Consider the following 23,539-nt stretch of genomic DNA (forward strand, 5'->3'; position numbering starts at 1 on the left):
CTCAGGCCTCGCTGCGCTGCTGGGGGATGCCCGCCAGCAGAGCGCGGACCTCGGCCTCGCGGTAACGGCGGTGTCCGCCGAGCGTGCGGATCGACGTGAGCTTGCCAGCCTTCGCCCAGCGCGTGACCGTCTTGGGGTCGACGCGGAACATCGTGGCGACCTCAGCCGGGGTCAGCAGCGGCTCGGCATCAGGGGTGCGAGCGGTCATGAGCGGCCTCCTCGGGAGAACCGAACCTTCTCGGTTCTTTCCTCTAAATTCTGCACCTTGACCCGCGTTGCCCGAAATGGCTGACGCGAGTCGAGTCGGTTATAGGACGAACGGCTTGTCCTCGGCACTACAACTACACCATCTGTCCAGCCGCGTCGGCCAAACCGATGGAATTGCCCTCCCAGGTGTTCATCACCGACGGAAGCCGATGGACCGTGCCATAGCGGACAGTCACGCCGCCGTGACGATCAGTCACAGAGCGATCAGGAGCCACCAGACCCCTCAGAGGCAGTGCGATGCCGAGTAATCCGTCCATGGTTGGACTTAGTTGGACGGACAGAGCCCTCCCCGGACTCCTTGTCCTATTTTGGCACGAGGAGGGGTGATGGACGCAAGGGCGAAGTTAGTGCGGTCCGTCACGCTTCGACACTCTTGAGCCAAACGTCCAGATCAGGACGTAGGTCCCTAAGAACCGGATCAAGTCCGTCAGTTGGCGAACGTCCGTCAGTTGGCGAACTGACGGTCGCGCACCGCACGCCAGCGTGCCACGAGTCGCGCGTACGCCTCCCCCGCGCGGTCCTCGTCCCCGGCCCGCAGCGCGGCGATCCCGTCCGCGACGTCCGACGCCGAGCGGTCCGCCTCCAGCAGCTCGGCCGGCAGGACGTGCACCAGCCCGCCGTAGTCCAGCTCGACGTACGCGCGCGGGTGGAACTCCTCCAGCCACCGCCCCACATCTACCAGGCCCTCGATCAGCGGCGCCTCGTCGACCGCCTCCCGCAGCGCCTTCAGGGCACGCGCCACCCGGCGCCTGGCCTGCACCATTGGCGTGCGGTACCGCAGGTAGGGGCCGCCGTCCGCGCTCTTGCCGCGCACGTATTCGCGTTCCTCGTCCGAGACCAGCACGAACCAGGCGAGCGGCACCTGCCAGGTCGAGGTGCGGATCCAGGGGCGGGCGTCCGGGTTGCGCGCGCGCCAGCGCTCGTGGTCGGCGACGGCCTGGCGGCGCACCACCGGCGGCAGGAGCGCGTCGAGGACCGGCGCCGGGAACCGCTCGGGCAGCTCCTCCAGCGCCTGCCAGCCGCGCAGCCGCGTACGCCACGGGCACACGCACACCACCCCGTCCACCTGCACGACGAACGCGTCGTCGCTCTCGTGGACCGGCACCGGCACCGGCGGTGTGGGCAGCAGATCGGTCAGCGAGCGGCGCAGTTCGTCCTGGCAGGACGGGCGCGAGGGGCGCTTCGCGTAGCGCTCCCAGTGCGCGCGCTCGGGCTGCGGGAAGGCCGCGAGCGGCTCGTACACCCGCAGATAGGAGGCGTAGGGAACAGTCACCGACGAGACCTTGGGCACCGCTGTTCCCTTTCCGCCCGCCGACCGGAGAACACCACCGTACGGCGACGGCGGCATGACGCGGGAGAGTGATCCTGCGCACTGCGCCCGTGGCGGACCCGCCCACGCTCTAATCTCTTGCCACGAACCACCGGACCACCGGCGCGGCCCGCCACCCCTACGGACCCGCCGGCCAACCGCCGCTACGTACTTGGGAGTCACCACCGTGACCGATGTGACCGGCGACGCTGTCACCACCTCCGACACCGCACTCTCCGCCGCCCCCACCGGCGGCGCCGCCCTCTCTGGCGCCTCGACCGCCCCGGCGGACGTCCTGCACACCCTCTTCCACTCCGCCCAGGGCGGCCACGAGCAGGTCGTGCTCTGCCAGGACCGCGCCAGCGGCCTCAAGGCCGTCATCGCCCTGCACAGCACCGCGCTCGGCCCGGCCCTCGGCGGCACCCGCTTCTACCCGTACGCGACGGAGGCCGAGGCCGTCGCCGACGCGCTGAACCTCGCGCGCGGCATGTCCTACAAGAACGCGCTGGCCGGGCTCGACCACGGCGGCGGCAAGGCCGTCATCATCGGCGACCCGGACGTCGTCAAGAGCGAGGAACTCCTGCTCGCCTACGGCCGGTTCGTCGCCTCGCTCGGCGGGCGCTACGTCACCGCCTGCGACGTCGGCACGTACGTGGCGGACATGGACGTCGTCGCGCGCGAGTGCCGCTGGACCACCGGCCGCTCCCCGGAGCAGGGGGGCGCGGGCGACTCCTCGGTCCTCACCGCGTACGGCGTCTTCCAGGGCATGCGGGCCAGCGCCCAGCACCTGTGGGGCGACCCGACGCTGCGCGGGCGCAAGGTCGGTGTCGCCGGCGTCGGCAAGGTCGGCCACCACCTCGTCGAGCACCTGCTCGCGGACGGCGCCGAGGTCGTCGTCACCGATGTGCGCGAGGAGTCGGTGCGCCGGATCACCGAGCGGCACCCCGAGGTCGCGGTCGTCACGGACACCGAGGCGCTGATCCGCGTCGAGGGCCTGGACGTCTACGCGCCCTGCGCGCTCGGCGGCGCGCTCGACGACCACAGCGTGCCGGTGCTGACCGCGAAGGTGGTGTGCGGCGCGGCCAACAACCAGCTCGCGCACCCCGGCGTCGAGAAGGACCTCGCGGACCGGGGCATCCTCTACGCCCCGGACTACGTGGTGAACGCGGGCGGCGTGATCCAGGTCGCCGACGAGCTGCACGGGTTCGACTTCGACCGCTGCAAGGCGAAGGCGGCGAAGATCTTCGACACCACGCTTTCCATCTTCGCTCGTGCAAAGAGTGACGGCATTCCGCCGGCCGCCGCGGCCGACCGGATCGCCGAGCAGCGCATGGCGGAGGCCCGCGGCGGGGCCTGATCGGACGGCCGGCCCACGGCGACGTAACGAGAGTCACCCTCCCGGGCGGGTCGTGGGCCAAGAAGAGGTTAAAATCGCATCTGACCAGCGAGGACAGGGCTCCTTGCTGGTTCTGCGCCCTGGCGCGTCCTGCGGGCGACGTACCGTATGGGCGTGGGCTCAGGTACCGTGGAAGCCCTACGGACCGGTCTCTCCGCGGAGAGTCCGTTCCAGATCATGAACGCGTGTCAAGACTCTGGGGCCGTCGAGCCCCGTCACCGAGGGGGTCGAGCCATGGGGCGCGGCCGGGCCAAGGCCAAGCAGACGAAGGTCGCCCGCCAGCTGAAGTACAACAGCGGCGGGACTGACCTGTCGCGTCTGGCCAGCGAGCTGGGCGCATCGACGTCGAGTCCGGTATCGAACCAGCCGCCGAACGGCGAACCGTTCGACGACGACGAGGAAGACGACCCGTACGCCCGCTACGCGGATCTGTACAACGGCGACGAGGACGAGGACGAAGAGTCCGGTCCCTCGTCCCGCCGTCGCGGCGCTTGACCTCGCAGCAGTTCGATATACATCGAGTCACATCGAGAACATCGGGCACACCGACACATCGAGCACCACGCATCGATCGCATGGAGCACTTCTTCACCGCTTGACCCGCTTCTGATCCTTGCCGCACCTCACCCGGTCCGGGTGGCTACCACGCCGGACCGGGTTTTGTGCTGCCCTGCGGGCGGTCACCGCCATCCTTACGCCGCGTAGTCGCCCGTCAGCTCGGCGCCCGTGGTGTGCGCGCCGCGGTCGGTGATCTCACCGGCGACCCAGGAGTCGACTCCCCGGTCGGCGAGGGTGGCGAGCGCGACGTCCACGGACTCCGTCGGCACGATCGCCATCATGCCGACGCCCATGTTCAGCGTCTTCTCCAGCTCCAGGCGCTCGACCCGGCCGGCCTTGCCGACGAGGTCGAAGATCGCGCCGGGGGCCCAGGTGGAGCGGTCCACGGTGGCGTGCAGGCCGTCGGGGATGACCCGCGCGAGGTTCGCCGCGAGGCCGCCGCCGGTGATGTGGCTGTAGGCGTGCACGGGGGTGGTGCTGGTCAGCGAGAGGCAGTCCAGCGAGTAGATCTTGGTGGGTTCGAGCAGTTCCTCGCCGAGCGTGCGGCCCAGCTCGTCCACGCGCTGCTCCAGGGTCATCCCGGCGCGGTCGAACAGGACGTGCCGTACGAGCGAGTACCCGTTCGAGTGAAGCCCGGAGGACGCCATCGCGATCACGGCGTCACCCTTGCGGATGCGATCGGGGCCCAGCAGGTTCTCGTACTCGACGACGCCCGTGCCGGCGCCCGCGACGTCGAAGTCGTCGGGGCCGAGCAGCCCGGGGTGCTCGGCGGTCTCGCCGCCGACGAGGGAGCAGCCGGCGAGGACGCAGCCCTCGGCGATGCCCTTGACGATGGCGGCGACCCGCTCGGGGTGGACCTTGCCGACGCAGATGTAGTCGGTCATGAACAGCGGTTCGGCGCCGCACACGACGATGTCGTCCATGACCATGGCGACCAGGTCGTGACCGATCGTGTCGTACACGCCGAGGCGGCGCGCGATGTCGACCTTGGTGCCGACGCCGTCGGTGGCGGAGGCGAGCAGCGGGCGCTCGTACTTCTTGAGCGCGGAGGCGTCGAAGAGGCCGGCGAAGCCGCCGAGACCGCCCAGGACCTCGGGGCGCCGCGTCTTCTTCACCCACTCCTTCATCAGCTCGACGGCGTGGTCGCCGGCTTCGATGTCGACGCCGGCGGAGGCGTAGGACGCGCCGCCGGTGCCCGTCGGAGGAGTCGATTGATCGGACGCAGCAGACATTGCCTGGGATCTTTCGGGTTGGTGAACACGGATACGAGGACGCCGGGGCGCCCGGTCGGCTACGGGCGGCGGATCGCGTCCGACGCGGCCGTGGACGCGGGACCCGCGGCCAGTTCCGTCTCAAGGAGCTGCTTGCCGAGGAGCTCCGGGTCGGGGAGGTCCATCGGGTACTCGCCGTCGAAGCAGGCGCGGCACAGGTCGGGCTTGGCGATGGTGGTGGCCTCGATCATCCCGTCCAAGGAGATGTACGAGAGCGAGTCCGCCCCGAGCGAGGTGCCGATCTCCTCGACGGACATGCCGTTGGCGATCAGCTCGGCGCGGGTGGCGAAGTCGATGCCGAAGAAGCAGGGCCACTTCACGGGCGGCGAGGAGATCCGGATGTGGACCTCGGCGGCGCCGGCCTCGCGGAGCATACGGACCAGGGCGCGCTGGGTGTTGCCGCGCACGATGGAGTCGTCGACGACGACCAGGCGCTTGCCCTTGATGACTTCCTTCAGCGGGTTCAGCTTGAGACGGATGCCGAGCTGGCGGATCGTCTGCGAGGGCTGGATGAAGGTGCGGCCCACGTAGGCGTTCTTCACCAGGCCGTTGCCGAAGGGGATGCCGGAGGCTTCCGCGTAGCCGATCGCGGCGGGCGTGCCGGATTCCGGGGTGGCTATGACGAGGTCCGCCTCGACGGGGGCCTCCTTCGCCAGCCGGCGGCCCATCTCCACGCGGGAGAGGTACACGTTCCGGCCCGCGATGTCGGTGTCGGGGCGGGCCAGGTAGACGTACTCGAAGACACAGCCCTTGGGCTTCGCATCCGCGAATCGGGACGTTCGCAGTCCGTTCTCGTCGATGGCGACGAACTCGCCCGGCTCGATCTCGCGGACGTAAGCGGCGCCGCAGATGTCGAGGGCGGCGGACTCGGAGGCGACGACCCAGCCGCGCTCCAGGCGGCCGAGGACCAGCGGGCGGATGCCCTGCGGGTCGCGGGCCGCGTACAGCGTGCCCTCGTCCATGAAGACCAGGGAGAAAGCGCCCTGCACCTGGGGCAGGATCCGGTTCGCCGCCTCTTCGATGGTCAGGGGCTTGCCGTCGTCGTCGACCTGGCCGGCGAGCAGCGCGGTCACGAGGTCGGTGTCGTTGGTGGCCGCCACCTGGGTCGCGCGGCCGTTCTCCTTGGGGAGGGCGGCGACCATCTCGGCGAGCTGCGCCGTGTTGACCAGGTTGCCGTTGTGGCCGAGCGCGATCGAGCCGTGCGCGGTCGCGCGGAACGTCGGCTGGGCGTTCTCCCACACGGAGGCTCCGGTGGTCGAGTAGCGGGCGTGTCCGACCGCGATGTGACCCTGGAGGGAACCGAGAGAGGTTTCGTCGAAGACCTGGGAAACGAGGCCCATGTCCTTGAAGACGAGGATCTGGGAGCCGTTGCTGACCGCGATTCCCGCGGATTCCTGGCCCCGATGCTGGAGGGCGTAGAGCCCGAAGTAAGTGAGCTTTGCGACCTCTTCGCCCGGAGCCCAGACACCGAAGACGCCACACGCGTCCTGGGGGCCTTTCTCGCCGGGGAGCAGATCGTGATTGAGTCGACCGTCACCACGTGGCACGGCACCGAGTGTAGACGGGATCGACCACTGGTCCGAATTGGGGACGGATGCTACGCGCGTTGACCTGGGTTCTCGGTGTGGGGGGTTTGGGGCGGGGCCCCGGCGTTCTCCCAGCTCAGCGGGGTCTGGCGGAGCCGGCCTCCCCCAAATGTGACCTACCTCGCCTCAGAGTGCGGGTACGTCGTGGCCGCTCGCGCAGTTCCCCGCGCCCCTTACGGGGCTGCAACCCCGGGTGCCTTTTAGGCGCCGCCCGCCGCCGCCTTGGGCAGTCTGCCGCCTGGGGCGGCACGGGTGGGCAAGGCGGCACCCCAGCGCCGGGTGCGTGACTGTTGTGCCTCGGGTGCAGCCCCGGTGGGGCTTCTCGCGCAGTTCCCCGCGCCCCTGACGGGGCTTGTCTGAGCGCAGACTTCCAGCCCCTCCGGCGATTGAGGAGTGGGGGTGGCCTGAGCTGAGACCCCGTTGACACGGAGAAGGAGCGCGGGCATTGTCGCGGGCATGCAGCCCCTTTTTGAGCGCGCCGTGGCCCTCGTGGCCCGCCGCCACATCGACCTGGCCCGCGCGGCCAGCGCGATCTGTCGCTGCGTCTGACTGAAACCCCCGCCGCCCCGGGCTGACCGCACCGCACCCGCACCACCCCCCGGTCCCCCGGCCCGCGCGCCTCCTCGCCGTACCCCACCCCCGCCCGCGCCGGGCCCCCGCACGCCCCCGCGCCGAGGCGGTACACACCCCTGGAGCGTTTCATGTCCCCTTTGTCTCGTCGCGCCCTCGCCGGCGCCGCAGCCGCCGCCGCTCTCGGCACGGCGGCACTGCCGTCGCCGGCCGGAGCCGCGGTACGGGAGAGACCCTTCCGCGCCGCCCCGGCCCGCCGCTCCCCGCGCCCCAACATCCTGTTCATCCTCGGTGACGACCTGGGCTGGGCGGACCTGTCCTCGTACGGCGCACCGCACATCGAGACCCCGCACCTGGACCGGCTGGCACGGGAGGGCGTGCGGTTCACGGACGCGTACAGCGGGTCCGCGACCTGCTCCCCGACCCGGTTCAGCCTCTACACCGGCCGCTATCCGGGCCGTACGAGGGGCGGGCTCGCCGAGCCGATCGCGGACCGGTCCGCGGGACTGGACCCGCGCCACCCCACGCTCGCCTCGCTGCTGCGCGACGCCGGGTACGCCACCGCGCTCATCGGCAAGTGGCACTGCGGCTATCTGCCCGACTACTCCCCCACGCGGTCCGGCTGGGACGAGTTCTTCGGCAACTTCGGCGGGGCCCTGGAGTACTACTCGAAGCTCGGCCTCGGCGGCGAGTACGACCTGTACGAGGGCGACGCCACGTACAAGGACCTGCGGTACTACACGCGCGTACTGACCGAGCGGGCGAGCGCGTACGTGAAGCGGGACCACGGGGGCCGTCCCTGGCTGCTCAACCTGAACTTCACCACCCCGCACTGGCCGTGGATAGCCGACGGCGACACCGAGGCGAGCGCCGAGGTCGTGCGGCGGATCAAGGCCGGTGACAGACGGGCGCTGTTCCATGACGACGGCGGCTCGGTGGCGAAGTACACGCAGATGGTCGAGGACCTGGACCGGTCGGTGGGGCAGGTGCTGCGGGCGCTGAAGGAGTCCGGGCGGGAGCGCGACACGCTCGTCTTCTTCGCCTCGGACAACGGCGGTGAGCGCTTCTCGTACAACTGGCCGCTGTCCGGCAACAAGGCGTCCCTCCAGGAGGGCGGCATCCGGGTGCCGACGATCGTGCGCTGGCCCGCGCGGATCGACGGCGGCCAGGTCAGCCGCGAACCGGTGTTCACGCCCGACTGGACGGCGACGCTCCTGGAGGTCGGCGGGGCGCGGCCGGACCCCGCGTACCCGCTGGACGGCACGAGCCTCGCCGGATACCTGCTGCGCGGCGAGGAGTTGGCGGAGCGGGACCTGTTCTGGCGGGTGCGCGGGGAGCGGGCCGTGCGGCGCGGCGACTGGAAGTACTACCGGGGCAAGGACGGTACGGACCGCCTGTTCGACCTGGCGGCGGACCAGCGCGAGCAGGCCGACCGAGCGGCCGACGAGCCCGCGCGGCTCGCCGAGCTGAGGGCCGTGTGGGAGCGCGTCGACAAGGAGCTGCTGCCGTACGGGTCCTGAGGCCGGCGCCCGCCCGTACGGGTCCTGATCCCGCCCGTACGGGCCGCGGCCGCGGCGCCGGCCTTACGCCATGACGGGCAACAGGGCGGACAGGTCGGCCCGTTCGCCGCTGGCGCTGACCTGTGCGGCGTCGAGCGCGTCCTGCCAGGTGGTGCGGCCCGTGGCGAGCCGCAGCCAGGTCAGCGGGTCGGTCTCGACGACGTTCGGCGGGGTGCCGCGGGTGTGCCGGGGCCCCTCGACGCACTGCACGACGGCGTACGGCGGCACGCGGACCTCCGTCGAGCCGCCCGGCGCCTTCGCGGCGAGCGCGTCCGCGAGGAACCGGCTGGAGGCGGCCAGCAGATACCGCTCGACGGGCAGGCCGAGGGCGGGCAGCGCGGCGTTCAGGTCGTCGGTGTGCACGGCGAGTTCGACGGCCCGGGTGACGAGGACGTCCGTCAGGGTCATCGCGCCGATCCGGTGCGCGACGGGCCGGGCGCCGTCCTGGCCGGCGGTGAGCAGCGCGTCGAGGTCGGCGCCGGTGCGGGCGTACAGCTCGCCGAGCGGGGCGCTGCGGGACAGTTCCTTCACGCGCGCGTCCACGCCGGCGGCGCCGGGGGCGACCAGCGCGGGGTAGTCGAGCAGGGCGAGGTCGGCGCGGGCGGGCGCGGGCTGCGCGAGGCCCTGCGTGATCATGCCGAGGAACATCGGGAAGTGCGCGGCCAGTTCGCCCACGCTCCAGTCCCCGAGCCGGGTCGGCGCGGCCAGTTCGTCGGGCGTCAGCTTCTCGACGGCGGCGCGGACGGCGGCGAACTGCGCGAGGACGGCGCCGCGCAGCTTGGCGACGTCGTAGGAACGCGGGCGCTTCTTCGGGGACCTGGACGACGAGACCATGACCCGACCTTACGTGCGACGGGCGCGTGCGGTCAGTCGCCTGGAACTCTCGGCGGGCGCGTGCGGTCAGTCGCCTTGGGCGCGCGGTCAGCCGTCCTGGGGCTCTCGGCGGCCGTAGTCGCGCAGGCCGTCCGCCGCCAGGGCGAACGCGCGGGCCGCCTGGGCGGGCGCGTCCGCGGCGACCGCGTCGGCCGGCTCGCCCGCGAGGACACGGCGATGGTTCTGTGACATGAGCGCGGCGATCACCCCGGAGAGCTGAGCCGCCGCGACCGCCGCGAGCAGCGGATCGGCGCCCTCCTCGGTCAGCGCGTCGGCGGCGAGCCGCTCGCTGCGCACCGACCAGTGCAGGGCGCGGCGGGCGAGGGCGGGCGTGGCGTTGACGAGCTGGACGAGCCGCAGGTCGTTGCCGTCGCGGCTCAGGCCGATCGACGGGTCGCGGTCGGCGGCCTTGCGCAGATACATCGCGTGGGCCGCGTCGAGCGCGGACTCGCCGGGCGCGCGCTCGCGCAGGGCCCGCGCGAGGTCCCCGACATGCTCCTCCATGGGGCCCATGAGGAGGTCTTCCTTGGTCTTGAAGTAGTTGAAGACCGTCATCTTGGAGACCTCGGCGGCCTCGGCGATCTGGGCGACGGAGACCTCGTCGTACCCGTGCTCGAGGAACAGGTCGACGGCCGTGCGCCACACCTTGATCGCCGTCTGCCGCTTCTTGCGCTCGCGCAGCCCGAGTCCGTCGTCAGCCATGCCGTCACTGTACCAAGCCGAAATTTAATCCTGGATAAAACATTGACCCGGTATAAGTTCTGCCTCATGGTGAACCCATGGCTGCTTCCACGACCGTCCCTCCCGCCCCCGGCTCCGGCCCGGGCCCCGCCGCCGCCGGGGCCCTGAGCCCCGCCCGGCGCACGATCGGCATGTTCGTCTGCCTCTTCACGATCGTCCTGGCCGTCCTCGACCTCCAGATCGTCTCGGCCGCCGCCGTGCCGATCGTGCGGGACCTCGACCCCGCCCACGGCATCGACCGCTTTCCCTGGCTGGTCAGCGCGTTCGCCCTCGCGGCGGCGGCGATGCTCCCGCTGTACGGCAAGCTCTGCGACACCCTCGGCGCGACCCGCGTCTTCCTCGGCGCGGTCGCCACCTTCCTCGCCGGTTCCGCGCTGTGCGGCCTCGCCCCGTCCATGACCTGGCTCATCGCGGCGCGCGCCGTGCAGGGCCTGGGCGGCGGCGGCCTGATGAGCGTCACGATGGTCGTCATGGCCCACCTCAAGGGTCCCGGGGACGCGGCAGGACCCGGCGGCAAGGGCGGGCGCGGCGGCCCGGGCGGCGGTCTCGGCGGGATCGTCGCGGGCGGCGGCATGGCGCTCGGGCCCTGGCTCGGCGGCCTGCTCACCGACCACGCGAGCTGGCGCTGGATCTTCTACGTGAACCTGCCGCTCGGCATCGCCGTCCTCATCGCCGGCGCGCTCGTCCTGCGCCTGCCCGACAAGCCCGTACGCCGGCCGATCGACTGGGCCGGCGCCGCGCTCGCCGCCGCGTTCTCCACCGCCCTGCTCCTCGCCACCGACTGGGGCGGCAAGACGTACGGGTGGACGTCACCGCAGATCATCGGCCTGTTCTGCGCGGCGGCCTGCGCCCTCACCCTCTTCCTGCACCGCCAGCGCCGGGCCGCCGAACCGATCCTGCCGCTCTCCCTGTTCCGCGTCCCCGAACTGCGCTGGGGCTTCGTCATCCAGGGCATCACCGGCGCCGCGATGATGGGCGCGATCTACTACGTCCTCGTCTACCTCCAGATCGCACGCGGCCTGACCAGCTCGGACGCCGGGCTCTATCTGCTGCCCATGGCGGTCGGCATGACCGGCTCCGGCATCGTCACCGGCCGCATCGGCGCCTGTGCCCGCACCTTCACCCTCAGCGGCACGCTCACCATGGCGGCCACGTTCGCCCTGCTGGCGGCGACCCTCGCGCCCGATACGTCCCTGTGGCTGATCCGCGCCGAACTCCTCCTCGCCGGCATCGCGTTCGGCCAGCTCATCGGGCAGCTCATCCAGCTCGTGCAGGACGCGGCGCCGCCCGCCCTGCTCGGGGTCGCCACGACCGGCGTCCGCTTCTTCCAGACCCTCGGCAACGCCCTGGGCGCGGCGGCCTTCGGCGCGATCCTCTTCCGGCGCCTCGACACGGACGTCGACGCGATCCCGGCGCTGCGCGGCGCCCGGCACGCGGCCGCCGTCCACGACTTCGTCCAGGCGACGACGACCGTCTTCTGGTGCGGAGCGGCCCTGATGCTCCTCGGCGCCCTCCTCGCCACACGCCTCCCGCGCCGCGCTCCGGAGCCGGCCACGGTCCCGGCGCCGGCGCGCGCATGACACGTACGGCGAGCGCATGACGCGTACGGCGGACGCAGGACCGTACGTACGACAAGGCCCCCACCCGGTGCGTACCAGGTGGGGGCTTCTTCGTCTCAGCGGAGTGTGTCAGCCGAACAGGCGCGGGAGTGTCGCGTCGTGCGCCTCGCGCAGCTCGGTCAGGGAGAGCGCGAACTCGCCCTGTACGTCCACGCTGTCGCCGTCGACGACACCGATGCGGGTGACGGGCAGGCCCCGCGCGCCGCACATGTCGTTGAACCGCAGTTCCTCGCTGCGCGGGACCGACACGACCGCGCGGCCCGCCGACTCCGAGAACAGGAAGGTGAACGCGTCCAGGCCGTCCGGGACGATCAGCCGCGCGCCCTTCCCGCCGAGCAGCGCCGACTCGACCACGGCCTGGATCAGACCGCCGTCGGACAGGTCGTGCGCGGCGTCGATCATGCCGTCGCGGGAGGCGGAGATCAGGATCTCGCCGAGCAGCCGCTCACGCTCCAGGTCGACCTCGGGCGGCAGCCCGCCCAGGTGGTCGTGGACCACCTGCGACCAGGCCGAACCGCCGAACTCCTCCTTGGTGTCGCCGAGCAGGTAGAGGAGTTGGCCCTCTTCCTGGAAGGCGACCGGGGTGCGCCGGGCCACGTCGTCGATGACGCCGAGGACCGCGACGACCGGCGTCGGGTGGATGGCGGCCTCGCCGGTCTGGTTGTACAGCGAGACGTTGCCGCCGGTCACCGGGGTGCCGAGCTGGAGGCAGCCGTCGGCGAGACCGCGCACGGCCTCCGCGAACTGCCACATGACGGCCGGGTCCTCGGGCGAGCCGAAGTTCAGGCAGTCGGAGACGGCGAGCGGCTTCGCGCCGGTCGTCGCCACGTTGCGGTACGCCTCCGCGAGCGCGAGCTGCGCGCCCTTGTACGGGTCGAGCTTCGCGTAGCGGCCGTTGCCGTCGGTGGCGAGGGCGACGCCGAGGCCGGACTCCTCGTCGATGCGGATCATGCCGGAGTCCTCGGGCTGCGCGAGGACCGTGTTGCCCTGGACGAAGTGGTCGTACTGCTGGGTGATCCACTTCTTCGACGCCTGGTTCGGCGACGCGACCAGCTTGAGGACCTGGTCCTTCAGCTCCGCCGAAGTCGCCGGGCGCGGCAGCTTGTTCGCGTCGTCCGCCTGGAGCGCGTCCTGCCACTCGGGGCGCGCGTAGGGGCGCTCGTAGACCGGGCCGTCGTGCGCGACCGTGCGCGGGTCGACGTCCACGATCTTCTCGCCGTGCCAGAAGATCTCCAGGCGGTCGCCGTCGGTCACCTCACCGATGACGGTGGCGATGACGTCCCACTTCTCGCAGATCTCCAGGAACCGGCCGACCTTCTCCGGCTCCACGACCGCGCACATGCGCTCCTGCGACTCGCTCATGAGGATCTCCTCGGGCGAGAGCGTGGAGTCGCGCAGCGGTACGTCGTCCAGGTCGACCCGCATGCCGCCCGAGCCGTTCGACGCCAGCTCGGAGGTGGCGCAGGAGATGCCGGCGGCGCCCAGGTCCTGGATGCCGACGACGAGCTTCTCCGCGAACGCCTCCAGGGTGCACTCGATGAGCAGCTTCTCCTGGAAGGGGTCGCCGACCTGCACGGCGGGCCGCTTCGAGGGCTTCGCGTCGTCGAAGGTCTCGGAGGCGAGGATGGAGGCGCCGCCGATGCCGTCGCCGCCGGTGCGGGCGCCGTACATGATGACCTTGTTGCCCGCGCCTGACGCCTTGGCGAGGTGGATGTCCTCGTGCCGCATGACGCCGATCGCACCGGCGTTGACCAGCGGGTTGCCCTGGTAGCAGGCGTCGAAGACGACCTCGCCGCCGATGTTGGGCAGGCCGAGGCAGTTGCCGTAGCCGCCGATGCCGGCGACGACTCCGGGCAGCACGCGCTTGGTGTCGGGGTGGTCGGCGGCGCCGAAGCGCAGCGGGTCCACGACGGCGACCGGGCGGGCACCCATGGCGATGATGTCGCGCACGATGCCGCCGACGCCCGTGGCCGCGCCCTGGTAGGGCTCCACGTACGAGGGGTGGTTGTGCGACTCGACCTTGAAGGTGACGGCGTAGCCCTGGCCGACGTCCACCACGCCCGCGTTCTCGCCGATGCCGACGAGCATCGCGTCGGAGTGGGGGGCCTTCTCGCCGAACTGGCGCAGGTGCACCTTGGACGACTTGTACGAGCAGTGCTCGGACCACATGACGGAGTACATGGCGAGTTCGGCGCCGGTCGGGCGGCGGCCGAGGATCTCCACGACCCGCTCGTACTCGTCCTTCTTCAGGCCGAGTTCGGCCCAGGGCAGCTCGACGTCGGGGGTCTGTGCGGCGTTGTCGACGGTGTCGAGGCTCATGAGGCGGCGACCAGCTTCTTGAGGATCGAGGTGAAGAACGGGAGACCGTCGGTGCGGCCGGAGCCGACCAGCGGCTCGACGGCGTGCTCCGGGTGGGGCATCAGGCCGACGACGTTGCCGGCCTCGTTGGTGACGCCGGCGATGTCGCGCAGCGAACCGTTCGGGTTGACGTCCAGGTAGCGGAAGACGACCCGGCCCTCGGCCTCCAGCTTGTCGAGCGTGTACGAGTCGGCGACGTACCGCCCGTCCATGTTCTTGAGCGGGATGTGGATCTCCTGGCCGGCCTCGTAGTCGGCGGTCCAGGCGGTGTCCGCGCTCTCCACCCGCAGCTTCTGGTCGCGGCAGATGAAGTGCAGGTGGTCGTTGCCGAGCATGGCGCCGGGCAGCAGGTGGGCCTCGGTGAGCACCTGGAAGCCGTTGCAGATGCCGAGGACGGGCAGGCCCGCCTTCGCCTGCTCGATCAGCGTCTCCATGACCGGCGAGAACCGCGAGATCGCGCCCGCGCGCAGGTAGTCGCCGTAGGAGAAGCCGCCGGGCAGGACGACCGCGTCGACCTGCTTCAGGTCCTTGTCCTTGTGCCACAGGGCGACCGGCTCGGCACCGGCCAGCCGGATCGCGCGCTGGGTGTCCCGGTCGTCGAGCGAGCCCGGAAAGGTGACGACGCCAATACGAGCGGTCACTTTTCGGCTCCCACGGCCTCGGCGTCTTCCTCGACCTTCACCGTGAAGTTCTCGATCACGGTGTTGGCGAGGAAGCTTTCGGCCAGCTCGTGGATACGGGCGAGGGCGGCGTCATCCACCGGCCCGTCCACTTCGAGCTCGAAACGCTTTCCCTGACGGACGTCGGAGATGCCGTCGAAACCGAGGCGCGGCAGCGCACGCTGCACCGCCTGGCCCTGGGGGTCGAGGATCTCCGGCTTGAGCATGACGTCGACTACGACGCGTGCCACTGGCACTCCCGGTGTGTGGTGCTGAGCAGGTCCGTTCAGCGTACCCGCCCAAATCTTCTACTCGCGTAGACAGTAGGAAGCTACGAGATCCGCGTCACGTTCCGGCAACGACATGAGATCACCACGGAAAATCGAGGGAAAAAGTCCGAATAACCGGAGCGGAGGACACGCGGAAATATTTGACTGGTCTTCCCAGCACAATGCCATGCAGGGTAAAAAGGAATGGACAAGAGCTGGACTGTCGACATCACCGCACGTCAAAGCGGGGGTGCCGGACGAAGGGACCGATATTCGTGGCGCAGCGTGTCGTGGTCACTCTCTTTGACGACATCGACGGCGGAGAAGCGGCGGAAACGGTCGCCTTCGGTCTCGACGGCACGTCGTACGAGATCGACCTCAATCAAGCCAATGCGGAAAAGCTCCGTGCGGCCCTCGCGCCGTACCTGGAGGCCGGCCGCAAGCACTCCGCGCGCACCGGCAAGGTGTACAAACGCACGGACCTGACCCCGGACCCGGCGGCGGTCCGCGCCTGGGCCCGCTCCCACCACTTCGACCTGCCGCCACGGGGCCGCATCCCGAAGCGGGTGTACGAGGCGTTCGCGGAGGCGGAGTAGACGGAGTAGATCGCGGGGCCGGCTGATGGAGGTAGCGCACGGAGTGCGCACCGAAGGGGCGCGGGGAACTGCGCGACCAGCCACGACGCACCCGGCACTCTGGGGCTCCGCCCCAGCCCCCGCTCCTCAATCGCCGGAGGGGCTGGGAGTTTGAGGCTGAGGCCAGCCCCCCCGGGGACTCCGAGCCGGAGCGGCTGGGAGCCGGCGCTGAGACCAGCGCCCTCAGGGGCGCGGGCGCGCCGCCGCTGGGGACGGGCGCTCAGGTCAGCCCCCTAAGGGGCGCGGGCGCGCTGCCGCTGAGGACGGGCGCTCAGGTCAGCCCCCTAAGGGGCGCGGGGAACTGCGCGACCAGCCACAGCGCACGCTGTAGACGAAGACCCACCAGCCGGGGCTGCCACCTCAGGGGCACGGGGAAAACTGCGCGCACCCCCAACCCCGGCCCCCGAGCGGAGCAGACGGCACCCCGTCAGAACGCCCCCCAGACCGCCGACTTGCATTGCACCCCCAGCCGTCCGCTAGAGTCTGGAGCACGCCAAGGGGCAAGGCCGAAAGGCCGGACCCGAGGAGTACATGCGGGTGTAGTTCAGTAGTAGAACATCCCCCTTCCAGGGGGAAGGCGCAGTGTGCAATTCCTGTCACCCGCTCCGCATCGCGTACCGACCACCCATCCGGGTGAGGTAGGCTGGTGCTCGCGCCGATCGGTGAGAGCCGGTCGGAGGCAGTGCGAACGTAGCTCAGTTGGTAGAGCGCAACCTTGCCAAGGTTGAGGTCGCGAGTTCGAACCTCGTCGTTCGCTCCAGTTCCGGAGGCCCGAATCCCTTGTGGATTCGGGCCTCCGGCGTTTTCACGCACATGGCCTTCGGACGATCCCTGCCCCCCGCCCCCCCCCCGGAGGGCCCCGCGTCTGACATTTGTCATGCGGGTCGATGACAGGACGCACTGCCGAGGGGCGGGGCGAGGCGGAACGCTGGAGACATGACCAGCAATGAGCGCGTGATCGACGTCACGGATCTGCGCCGCGTGTACGGGGACAAGAAGCGCGGGCCCTTCGAGGCCGTGCGCGGAGTCAGCTTCCACGTCGCCCGCGGCGAACTGTTCGCCCTCCTCGGGACGAACGGCGCGGGCAAGACCTCCACCGTCGAACTGGTGGAGGGACTCGCCGCCCCCGCCGGCGGCGAGGTCCGCGTCCTCGGCCACGACCCGTACCGCGCCCGCGACCGCGTCCGCCCCCGCATCGGCGTCATGCTCCAGGAAGGCGGCTTCCCCGCCGAGCTGAGCGTCGCCGAGACCGTCCGCATGTGGGCCGGCACGACCAGCGGCGCCCGGCCCGTCGACGACGCGCTCGCCATGGTCGGCCTCGGCCGCCGCGCCGACGTCCGCGTCAAGCAGCTCTCCGGCGGCGAGAAGCGCCGCCTCGACCTCGCGCTCGCCCTCATCGGCCGCCCCGAGGTCCTCTTCCTCGACGAACCCACGACCGGACTCGACGCCGAGGGCCGACAGGAGACCTGGGAGCTGGTCCGCGCGCTGCGCGCCGAAGGCACGACCGTGCTGCTCACCACGCACTACCTCGAAGAGGCCGAGGAGCTGGCGGACCGGCTCGCCATCCTCCACGAGGGCCGCATCGCCGCCGAGGGCACCGTCGCCGAGGTCGTCGCCGCCCAGCCCGCCCGCATCTCCTTCGACCTGCCCGACGGCCACCACCTCGGCGACCTCCCGCCCCTGCCCGCGCTCGGCGTCACCGCGCACGAGACCCAGGGGCGTACGGTCCGGCTCCGCACCCGCGACCTCCAGCACACCGCGACCGGCCTGCTGCTCTGGGCCCGCGACAGCCGCGTCGAGCTGCGCCGCCTGGACATGCGCGCCGCGTCCCTCGAAGAGGCGTTCCTCCGGATAGCGCGCGAGGCGAAGGGCGCGGAGCACGCCAAGGGCCCGGAGCACGCCAAGGGCACGGCAGGCACGGAAGGAGCGGACGGCACGGCCGACGCCGGGCACGCGAAGGAGATGGCGGCATGAGCGACACCCTGAAGGCAGGCACCTCGACCGCACCGGCCTCCCGGGACACCGGCGCGGGCAGCGGCACGGCCCCCGGGGCGGGCGCGGGCACCACCACTGCCCCGCGCCGGCTCGCCGCGCTGGCCCGGGCCGAGATGACGCTCATCGGGCGCAGCAAGGGCGTGCTGTTCAGTGCCCTGTTCGTGCCGCTCGTGCTGCCGTTCAGCGTCAGTGCCTCGCTCAGCGAGGACCGGCTGAAGGAGGCCGGCCTCAGCGTCGGCTCCGTCGTCCTCTCCTCCGCGATGGGATTCTCGCTGCTGTTCGCCGTCTACTCGGCCCTGGTCAGTGTCTACGCCTCCCGCCGGGAAGAACTCGTCCTCAAGCGGCTGCGCACCGGCGAACTGCGGGACCCGGAGATCCTCGCCGGGGCCGCCCTGCCGTCCGTGCTGATCGGGCTCGTGCAGTGCCTGGTGCTGGCCGTGACCTGCGTGGTGACGTTCCGCATGGGCGTGCCCGGGAGCCTGCCGCTGGCCGTGCTGGGCCTCGCGCTCGGCGTGCCGCTGTGCGTGGCGCTGGCCGCGCTGACCACCGTGTTCAGCCGCAGCGTGGAGAGCGCCCAGGTCGCGGCGATGCCGTTGCTGCTGCTCAGCATGCTCGGCTCCGGCACGGTGATCCCGCTGGAGACGCTGCCGGACGCCCTGGCCCGGGTCTGCGACCTGCTCCCGCTGTCCCCCGCGCTCACCCTGATACGGGGAGGCTGGTCCGGCGCGCTGAGCGGCGGCGAGACGGTCCGCGCGCTGGTCGTGGGGCTGGTCTGGCTGGCGTTCGCGGGATACGCCGTCCGTCGCTGGTTCCGCTGGGAGCCCCGCCGCTGACGGCACCCGGGGCGACCGGAGCCCGCCCCCGTCCGCGCCCCGGCTGCGGGTGCGGCAGGGGCAGCGGGCAGGATCTCGGGGAGAGTGACCGTGCGGGTGCGGAGTACGGCCGCGCGGGTGAGACGGGGAGGGACGGCGGGGGGGACCGATGCGAAGGCAGAACGAGGCGCGCGGCGGGCAGAAGGCGCCGCGTGTGCGATGGCGGCAGCGCTGGCGGGCGCGGAGCAAGGTGGAGCGGGTCGAGTGGCAGAGCCGCATGTCGATCCGCCTGGTCAACTGGCTGTTCTTTCTCGCCTGGTCCGGCACGGGCCTCGCCGGCAGCCTGCGCCACCACCCGGCCGCGCTCGTCGCCGGCGGCGCGCTCATCGCGGTGAACGTCGCCCAGTGCGTGGTCGGCGACCGTTACTGCGGCGCCGCCCTCGACTCCTATCTGGGCCGGGGCCCGGTCCCGCGCGCGCTGAGCGTCACCGCCGCGGTGCTCGCCTGCATCGCCGCCGGCCTGATCGCCGTGCTCGCGTTCGGTGATCTCGTCTCGGACGGCATGATCGTCATGCCGCTGCTGTTCGCACCGCTCCCCTTCGCCAGCGGATACGCGCTGACGGTGCCCGTGCGCACCTTCGTACGGCAGTCCGCGGCCGTCATCGGCGCCGCCACCGTGATGACCGCCCTCGTACAGCGGGCCACCAGCGGCCCCCTCGCCGTCCTGTGCCTGCTGACCGTCAGCGCGGGCATCGCGCTCCTCTGCTTCCGTTGCAGCGCGTGGAACCTGTCCGTGATGTGGGAGTCCGAGCGGGCCCGCGAGATCGAGGCCCGGCTCGCCGTCGCCGAGGAACGCCTGCGGTTCGGCCGCGACCTGCACGACGTCATGGGCCGCGACCTGTCCGTCATCGCCCTCAAGAGCGAACTGGCCGTGCAACTGGCGAGACGCGGGCGCACCGAGGACGCCGTCGCCCAGATGACCGAGGTACAGCGCATAGCGCGGGAATCGCAGAAGGAGGTGCGGGAAGTCGTCCGCGGCTACCGCGAGGCGGACCTCGGCACGGAACTGCTGGGCGCGCAGGGCGTGTTGGACGCCGCCGGCATCGCCTGCACCGTCACGGGCGACGCCGCCGCGGTGCCGTCCGCCGTGCAGTCGGCGCTCGGCTGGGTCGTCCGGGAGGCCACGACCAACGTGCTGCGCCACGGCGACGCCCGTACCTGCCGCATCGGCCTGGAGTCCGGCTCCGGCACGGTCGTCCTCACCGTCGAGAACGACGGCGCCGCCCCGTCCGCCGCGCCGGGACCGGAAGGCACCGGCGGCTCGGGCATCGCCGGCCTGCGGGAACGCCTCGCCGCGCTGGACGGCACCCTGGAGGCGGGCCCGGTCGGCCCGGACCGCTTCCGCGTCGTGGCAACGGTCCCCACGAAGACCCTCGACGGGTCCGCCCCGCACCTCGATGCCAGCCCCCTCACCGAGACCCTGGCCGCCCCCGGACTGCCAGGCCCCGGACAACCAGGCCCCGGACTGCCAGGTCCCGGGCCGGCCGAGCCGTCCGAGGCGCCCCGGATATCCGCCGCACCCGGCGACCCCGTGGCGGCCCCCGCCCTGACCGCACGTAAGGAGACGGCCCGGTGACCCTGCGGGTGCTGCTCGCCGACGACGAACACCTCATCCGGGGCGCGCTCGCGGCCCTGCTCGCCCTGGAGGACGACCTCGTCGTCGTCGCGGAGGCGGCGGACGGGCCCGAGGCGCTGGCCATGGCCCGCGCGCACTGCCCCGACGTCGCCGTCCTCGACCTCCAGATGCCCGGCGCCGACGGTGTGAGTGTCGCCACAGCGCTCCGCACCGAACTCCCTGCCTGCCGCACCATGATCGTCACCAGTCACGGCCGGCCGGGGCATCTCAAGCGGGCGCTCGCCGCCGGGGTGCGCGGGTTCGTGCCGAAGACGGTGAGCGCCCAGCGGCTCGCGGAGATCATCCGTACCGTGCACGCGGGAAACCGTTATGTGGACCCTGAGTTGGCCGCCGACGCGATCTCCGCCGGGGACTCCCCGCTGACCGCGCGCGAGGCCGAGGTGCTGGAGTTCGCCGCAGACGGGGCGCCCGTCGCCGAGATCGCGGACCGCGCCGCGCTCTCCCAGGGGACCGTGCGGAACTACCTCTCGTCGGCCGTGTCCAAGCTCGGCGCGGAGAACCGGCACGCGGCGGTGCGGATCGCGCGCGAGCGAGGTTGGGTATAGTAGGCGTCGCACTTCGGGCCACGCGCCCGGGGAGCAAGCCTGCGAACGTAGCTCAGTTGGTAGAGCGCAACCTTGCCAAGGTTGAGGTCGCGAGTTCGAACCTCGTCGTTCGCTCCACGAAGAAGGCCCCCGGTCACCGACCGGGGGCCTTCTCTCATGCGCGCTCCGCGCTCCGGCGCTGTGCGCGCTCCCGCGTTACGCCGCGTCCCAGCTCGTGCCGGTCAGCAGCTCGTACGCCTCGATGTACTTGGCGCGCGTCGCCTCGATCACCTCGTCCGGGAGGGCCGGCGGCGGCTGCTCGCTCGTACGGTCCCAGCCGGAGGCCGGCGAGGTCAGCCAGTCACGCACGTACTGCTTGTCGTACGAGGGCTGCGCGCGGCCCGGCTGCCACTGGTCGGCCGGCCAGAAGCGGGAGGAGTCCGGGGTGAGCACCTCGTCGGCGAGGATCAGCGTCCCGTCCTTGTCATGGCCGAACTCGAACTTCGTGTCGGCGAGGATGATGCCCCGCTCGCGCGCGATGTCCCGGGCCCGGCTGTAGACGGCGAGGGTCGTCTGCCGCAGTTCGGCGGCGGTGTCGGCGCCGACCCGGCGGGCGACCTCCTCGTAACTGACGTTCTCGTCGTGCTCGCCGACCTCGGCCTTCGTCGCGGGCGTGAACAGCGGCGCGGGCAGCTCGGAGCCGTCCTCCAGGCCCTCCGGCAGCGCGAGCCCGCACACCGTACGGGACTGCTTGTACTCGGCGAGGCCAGAACCGGTGAGGTAGCCGCGGGCCACCGCCTCCACCGGAACCATGTCGAGGGAGCGGCAGATCAGGGTGCGGCCCGCCCAGTCGGCGGGGGCGCCCGCGGGCAGCTCCGTGGACAGGACATGGTTCGGCACGATGTCGCTGAGCCGGTCGAACCACCACAGGGACAGCCGCGTCAGGACCCGGCCCTTGTCGGGGATGAGCGAGGGCAGCACCCAGTCGTAGGCCGACATCCGGTCGGTGGCGACCATCACGAGGTCGCCCGCCTCGCTGCGGTAGAGGTCCCGCACCTTGCCGGTGTGGAGGTGGACCAGGCCCGGCACCTGTACTGGCTCGGGCTTTTCGACGAATCCGGACACGGTTCCTCCCCGTGGTTCTGTACGAATGCCTCCGATTCTCCCGTACGCCACGCCGCGCCCCGCCCGCGGGGCGGTGCCGTCAGTCCCTTTTGCAGATGCGATCGAGGAGATTGGCCGTCGCCCGCTGGATCCTGGCGTCGACGTGCCCGGGCCGGTCCAGCGCGGGCGACCAGGCGAACGTCCCGGACGCGAACACCAGCGCTCCCGACGGCGCCCGGTACAGCGAGGTCTCCTGGTGGCGCCGGGCCCGCTCGCCGTCCCGGTAGGGCGAGTGCGCGAGCAGGATGCGGTCGTCGTGCTCGGGCAGCGCGGTGCGCGGGAAGTAGCGGTCGGCCTCACCGGCGACCATGCCCTCTATCTCGTCACCGTCATGGGCGCCGGTCGCCTCCCACAGCCAGTGGTCCGCGTTCCGCACGACGAGGGGGTGGGGCTCGGGGACGCGGCCCGCGTACTGGATGCCGAGGAGCTGCTGCTCGGGCCGGTCCACCTCCCGCCACAGCGCGGGCTTGCCGGGGCCGCGCCGCTTGCGGCAGGTCAGCAGCCGGTCGGGGACGCCGGACGCCGAGGGCGCCAACTCCACCTGCCAGTACATGGTGTTCGCCGACAGGAACACCAGCGAGGTGCCGTGCTCGCGGGCCAGTTCGGTCGTGCGCCGCATGTTCGCCGACCAGTACTCGTCGTGGCCGGGGAAGACGAGGCCCCGGTAGCGGGTGGGGTCGACGCGGCCGGCGTGCAGGTCGCGGGCGTCGGCGTACGCGAGGTCGTAGCCGTAGCGCTCGGCCCAGCGGATGAAGTCGTAGGCGTGCCCGACGTGCAGCGGCAGGCCCGCGCCCGCGTACGGCCGGTCGAACGACACGGTCGTCGCCGCCTCGTCCTCCCCGAGCAGCCGCCCCTCCTCGTCCCACGCGTGATAGAGGCTCGCGCCGGTGCGGCCGTCCTCCGGGTAGAGGTTGTACGCCTGCCAGGTGATGTCCGGCAGCAGCAGAAGCAGATCGGCGGGCTGGGAGTCGCGCACGGTGAACGGGACGTGCGAGCGGTACCCGTCCGCCGTCGTCAGCACCGCCACATACGCGCCGACGCTCCAGTACGAGGGGATCTGCAACCGCCACGACAGCCACCAGTGGTGGCAGGAGACCGTGCGGTCGGCGGTGAGCGGCGGGGGCTGCACGATCCCGGACAGCCGGGGGCTCGTGGTGATCTTCCGGGCGCCGTCGCCCGCATAGTGGCCGATGCGATAGACGTCGACCGTGAACTCCTGCGGGGGGTCCACCGTGACATGGAAGTCGATCGACTCCCCGGGGGCCGCCGCGCCCGTCGACGTGAAGCCCTTGATCTGGCGGTGCACGTCGTCGGCGGTACGGGGGCCGGGTGTGCGCGGCGCGGGGATCGCGGCGCCGCCCGCGGCGCCGGACTGCGGGACGTGCTCGACGTACCAGGGCACGACGTGGCCCGTGTCGTCGAAGTAGTGCTCACTGCCGCGCAGCCAGGGCAACGGGCCCTGCCCGAACGGGTCGTTCACCGCGTGCGCCATCGCGCCGGACTCCCAGCGGGGGGTGCGGGCGCGCGCCGGCTCCGGCTCGTGCCGCGCCGCGTCCTGTGCCGCTCGCTCCGGGTGCCCCGCCCTCTCCGGCCCCATCGCCGCTCCCCTCCCTCGCTCCCCCGAGCCCGATGCGCGGATGGTGTGTCCGCGACCGGTCCCAGCACATCACATTACGCA

At 71.8% G+C, this 23,539-nt stretch carries 21 protein-coding genes and 3 tRNA genes; 13 read left to right on the forward strand and 11 right to left on the reverse strand.

The window, feature by feature from the left end; translation table 11 throughout:
• Position 1 precedes the first annotated feature (1 nt).
• A complete protein-coding gene (bldC, locus tag ACZ7LY_RS09330) occupies positions 2 to 208 on the reverse strand; it encodes a developmental transcriptional regulator BldC (protein ID WP_003949541.1) in 207 nt (68 codons plus the stop codon).
• A 504-nt stretch (positions 209 to 712) separates the two neighbouring features.
• On the reverse strand, positions 713 to 1,558 hold the full coding sequence (locus ACZ7LY_RS09335; RefSeq protein ID WP_471623918.1) for a DUF8083 family protein: 846 nt from the start codon (positions 1,556 to 1,558) through the stop codon (positions 713 to 715).
• A 313-nt stretch (positions 1,559 to 1,871) separates the two neighbouring features.
• On the opposite strand from ACZ7LY_RS09335, the gene ACZ7LY_RS09340 reads away from it, so the two are divergent.
• The gene (locus ACZ7LY_RS09340) at positions 1,872 to 2,933 is read left to right on the forward strand and encodes a Leu/Phe/Val dehydrogenase (RefSeq protein ID WP_471624155.1); all 1,062 of its coding nucleotides are present in this window, start codon (positions 1,872 to 1,874) and stop codon (positions 2,931 to 2,933) included.
• A gap of 273 nt (positions 2,934 to 3,206) precedes the next feature.
• Positions 3,207 to 3,467 carry a DUF3073 domain-containing protein gene (locus ACZ7LY_RS09345; protein ID WP_471623919.1) on the forward strand — a complete coding sequence of 87 codons (261 nt, stop codon included), beginning with the start codon at positions 3,207 to 3,209 and terminating at the stop codon, positions 3,465 to 3,467.
• 197 nt (positions 3,468 to 3,664) lie between these two features.
• Here ACZ7LY_RS09345 and purM read toward each other — a convergent pair whose 3' ends face one another.
• Both purM and purF read right to left on the reverse strand, forming a co-directional pair.
• Positions 3,665 to 4,762 carry a phosphoribosylformylglycinamidine cyclo-ligase gene (gene purM, locus ACZ7LY_RS09350; protein WP_471623920.1) on the reverse strand — a complete coding sequence of 366 codons (1,098 nt, stop codon included), beginning with the start codon at positions 4,760 to 4,762 and terminating at the stop codon, positions 3,665 to 3,667.
• 59 nt (positions 4,763 to 4,821) lie between these two features.
• Complete coding sequence (gene purF, locus ACZ7LY_RS09355) at positions 4,822 to 6,348, reverse strand: amidophosphoribosyltransferase (RefSeq protein ID WP_471623921.1); 1,527 nt, start codon at positions 6,346 to 6,348, stop codon at positions 4,822 to 4,824.
• Between the two features lie 495 nt (positions 6,349 to 6,843).
• On the opposite strand from purF, the gene ACZ7LY_RS09360 reads away from it, so the two are divergent.
• Together ACZ7LY_RS09360 and ACZ7LY_RS09365 are read left to right on the forward strand one after the other, a co-directional pair.
• Positions 6,844 to 6,936, forward strand: a complete 93-nt coding sequence (locus tag ACZ7LY_RS09360; RefSeq protein WP_471623922.1) for a putative leader peptide — start codon at positions 6,844 to 6,846, stop codon at positions 6,934 to 6,936.
• 152 nt (positions 6,937 to 7,088) lie between these two features.
• On the forward strand, positions 7,089 to 8,477 hold the full coding sequence (locus ACZ7LY_RS09365; protein ID WP_471623923.1) for a sulfatase family protein: 1,389 nt from the start codon (positions 7,089 to 7,091) through the stop codon (positions 8,475 to 8,477).
• Between the two features lie 63 nt (positions 8,478 to 8,540).
• Here the strand turns inward: ACZ7LY_RS09365 and ACZ7LY_RS09370 are convergent, their stop codons facing one another.
• Together ACZ7LY_RS09370 and ACZ7LY_RS09375 are read right to left on the reverse strand one after the other, a co-directional pair.
• The gene (locus ACZ7LY_RS09370) at positions 8,541 to 9,350 is read right to left on the reverse strand and encodes a maleylpyruvate isomerase family mycothiol-dependent enzyme (RefSeq protein ID WP_471623924.1); all 810 of its coding nucleotides are present in this window, start codon (positions 9,348 to 9,350) and stop codon (positions 8,541 to 8,543) included.
• 87 nt (positions 9,351 to 9,437) lie between these two features.
• Positions 9,438 to 10,091 (reverse strand): TetR/AcrR family transcriptional regulator, encoded by a 654-nt coding sequence (locus ACZ7LY_RS09375; RefSeq protein WP_471623925.1) that lies wholly within the window; start codon positions 10,089 to 10,091, stop codon positions 9,438 to 9,440.
• A 143-nt stretch (positions 10,092 to 10,234) separates the two neighbouring features.
• Here ACZ7LY_RS09375 and ACZ7LY_RS09380 point away from each other — a divergent pair, with 143 nt between their 5' ends.
• The gene (locus tag ACZ7LY_RS09380; RefSeq protein WP_471624156.1) at positions 10,235 to 11,710 is read left to right on the forward strand and encodes an MFS transporter; all 1,476 of its coding nucleotides are present in this window, start codon (positions 10,235 to 10,237) and stop codon (positions 11,708 to 11,710) included.
• A gap of 108 nt (positions 11,711 to 11,818) precedes the next feature.
• Here the strand turns inward: ACZ7LY_RS09380 and purL are convergent, their stop codons facing one another.
• Genes purL through purS form a run of 3 tightly spaced genes read right to left on the reverse strand, consistent with a single transcriptional unit; the run spans position 11,819 to position 15,017 of the window.
• Complete coding sequence (gene purL, locus ACZ7LY_RS09385) at positions 11,819 to 14,068, reverse strand: phosphoribosylformylglycinamidine synthase subunit PurL (protein ID WP_471623926.1); 2,250 nt, start codon at positions 14,066 to 14,068, stop codon at positions 11,819 to 11,821.
• On the reverse strand, positions 14,065 to 14,748 hold the full coding sequence (purQ, locus tag ACZ7LY_RS09390) for a phosphoribosylformylglycinamidine synthase subunit PurQ (protein ID WP_471623927.1): 684 nt from the start codon (positions 14,746 to 14,748) through the stop codon (positions 14,065 to 14,067). The genes purL and purQ overlap by 4 nt, the downstream gene beginning before the upstream one ends.
• Positions 14,745 to 15,017 (reverse strand): phosphoribosylformylglycinamidine synthase subunit PurS, encoded by a 273-nt coding sequence (gene purS / locus ACZ7LY_RS09395; RefSeq protein ID WP_471623928.1) that lies wholly within the window; start codon positions 15,015 to 15,017, stop codon positions 14,745 to 14,747. Before purS ends, purQ begins: the two co-directional genes overlap by 4 nt.
• A 293-nt stretch (positions 15,018 to 15,310) precedes the next feature.
• Between purS and ACZ7LY_RS09400 the strand changes: the two genes are divergently transcribed.
• The 8 genes from ACZ7LY_RS09400 (at position 15,311) to ACZ7LY_RS09435 (ending at position 20,835) form a co-directional block, all read left to right on the forward strand.
• On the forward strand, positions 15,311 to 15,631 hold the full coding sequence (locus tag ACZ7LY_RS09400; protein WP_471623929.1) for a histone-like nucleoid-structuring protein Lsr2: 321 nt from the start codon (positions 15,311 to 15,313) through the stop codon (positions 15,629 to 15,631).
• Positions 15,632 to 16,203: 572 nt separating this feature from the next.
• Positions 16,204 to 16,275, forward strand: a tRNA-Gly gene (locus ACZ7LY_RS09405).
• Positions 16,276 to 16,354: 79 nt separating this feature from the next.
• A tRNA-Gly gene (locus ACZ7LY_RS09410) sits at positions 16,355 to 16,430 on the forward strand.
• A 176-nt stretch (positions 16,431 to 16,606) separates the two neighbouring features.
• Positions 16,607 to 17,644 (forward strand): ABC transporter ATP-binding protein, encoded by a 1,038-nt coding sequence (locus ACZ7LY_RS09415; protein ID WP_471623930.1) that lies wholly within the window; start codon positions 16,607 to 16,609, stop codon positions 17,642 to 17,644.
• The gene (locus ACZ7LY_RS09420; protein WP_471623931.1) at positions 17,641 to 18,498 is read left to right on the forward strand and encodes an ABC transporter permease; all 858 of its coding nucleotides are present in this window, start codon (positions 17,641 to 17,643) and stop codon (positions 18,496 to 18,498) included. Before ACZ7LY_RS09415 ends, ACZ7LY_RS09420 begins: the two co-directional genes overlap by 4 nt.
• A 148-nt stretch (positions 18,499 to 18,646) precedes the next feature.
• On the forward strand, positions 18,647 to 20,113 hold the full coding sequence (locus ACZ7LY_RS09425) for a sensor histidine kinase (protein ID WP_471623932.1): 1,467 nt from the start codon (positions 18,647 to 18,649) through the stop codon (positions 20,111 to 20,113).
• Positions 20,110 to 20,718, forward strand: a complete 609-nt coding sequence (locus ACZ7LY_RS09430; RefSeq protein WP_471623933.1) for a response regulator transcription factor — start codon at positions 20,110 to 20,112, stop codon at positions 20,716 to 20,718. The genes ACZ7LY_RS09425 and ACZ7LY_RS09430 overlap by 4 nt, the downstream gene beginning before the upstream one ends.
• Positions 20,719 to 20,759: 41 nt before the next feature.
• Positions 20,760 to 20,835 (forward strand) — tRNA-Gly (locus ACZ7LY_RS09435).
• Between the two features lie 78 nt (positions 20,836 to 20,913).
• Here ACZ7LY_RS09435 and ACZ7LY_RS09440 read toward each other — a convergent pair.
• Positions 20,914 to 21,822 carry a phosphoribosylaminoimidazolesuccinocarboxamide synthase gene (locus ACZ7LY_RS09440; protein WP_471623934.1) on the reverse strand — a complete coding sequence of 303 codons (909 nt, stop codon included), beginning with the start codon at positions 21,820 to 21,822 and terminating at the stop codon, positions 20,914 to 20,916.
• A 79-nt stretch (positions 21,823 to 21,901) separates the two neighbouring features.
• A complete protein-coding gene (locus ACZ7LY_RS09445) occupies positions 21,902 to 23,353 on the reverse strand; it encodes a N,N-dimethylformamidase beta subunit family domain-containing protein (protein ID WP_471624157.1) in 1,452 nt (483 codons plus the stop codon).
• Between the last annotated feature and the right edge of the window lie 186 nt (positions 23,354 to 23,539).

The sequence above is a fragment of the Streptomyces sp. NPDC107550 genome (assembly GCF_055639095.1).

Bases quoted from the DNA above. Each gene is read 5' to 3' on its own strand.
- ACZ7LY_RS09365 (WP_471623923.1), top strand. From the start codon at position 7,089: ATGTCCCCTTTGTCTCGTCGCGCCCTCGCCGGCGCCGCAGCCGCCGCC.
- ACZ7LY_RS09345 (WP_471623919.1), top strand. From the start codon at position 3,207: ATGGGGCGCGGCCGGGCCAAGGCCAAGCAGACGAAGGTCGCCCGCCAG.
- ACZ7LY_RS09425 (WP_471623932.1), top strand. From the start codon at position 18,647: ATGCGAAGGCAGAACGAGGCGCGCGGCGGGCAGAAGGCGCCGCGTGTG.
- ACZ7LY_RS09445 (WP_471624157.1), bottom strand. From the start codon at position 23,353: ATGGCGCACGCGGTGAACGACCCGTTCGGGCAGGGCCCGTTGCCCTGG.
- ACZ7LY_RS09420 (WP_471623931.1), top strand. From the start codon at position 17,641: ATGAGCGACACCCTGAAGGCAGGCACCTCGACCGCACCGGCCTCCCGG.
- ACZ7LY_RS09375 (WP_471623925.1), bottom strand. From the start codon at position 10,091: ATGGCTGACGACGGACTCGGGCTGCGCGAGCGCAAGAAGCGGCAGACG.
- purL (WP_471623926.1), bottom strand. From the start codon at position 14,068: ATGAGCCTCGACACCGTCGACAACGCCGCACAGACCCCCGACGTCGAG.
- ACZ7LY_RS09360 (WP_471623922.1), top strand. From the start codon at position 6,844: ATGCAGCCCCTTTTTGAGCGCGCCGTGGCCCTCGTGGCCCGCCGCCAC.
- purM (WP_471623920.1), bottom strand. From the start codon at position 4,762: ATGTCTGCTGCGTCCGATCAATCGACTCCTCCGACGGGCACCGGCGGC.
- bldC (WP_003949541.1), bottom strand. From the start codon at position 208: ATGACCGCTCGCACCCCTGATGCCGAGCCGCTGCTGACCCCGGCTGAG.
- ACZ7LY_RS09415 (WP_471623930.1), top strand. From the start codon at position 16,607: ATGACCAGCAATGAGCGCGTGATCGACGTCACGGATCTGCGCCGCGTG.
- ACZ7LY_RS09370 (WP_471623924.1), bottom strand. From the start codon at position 9,350: ATGGTCTCGTCGTCCAGGTCCCCGAAGAAGCGCCCGCGTTCCTACGAC.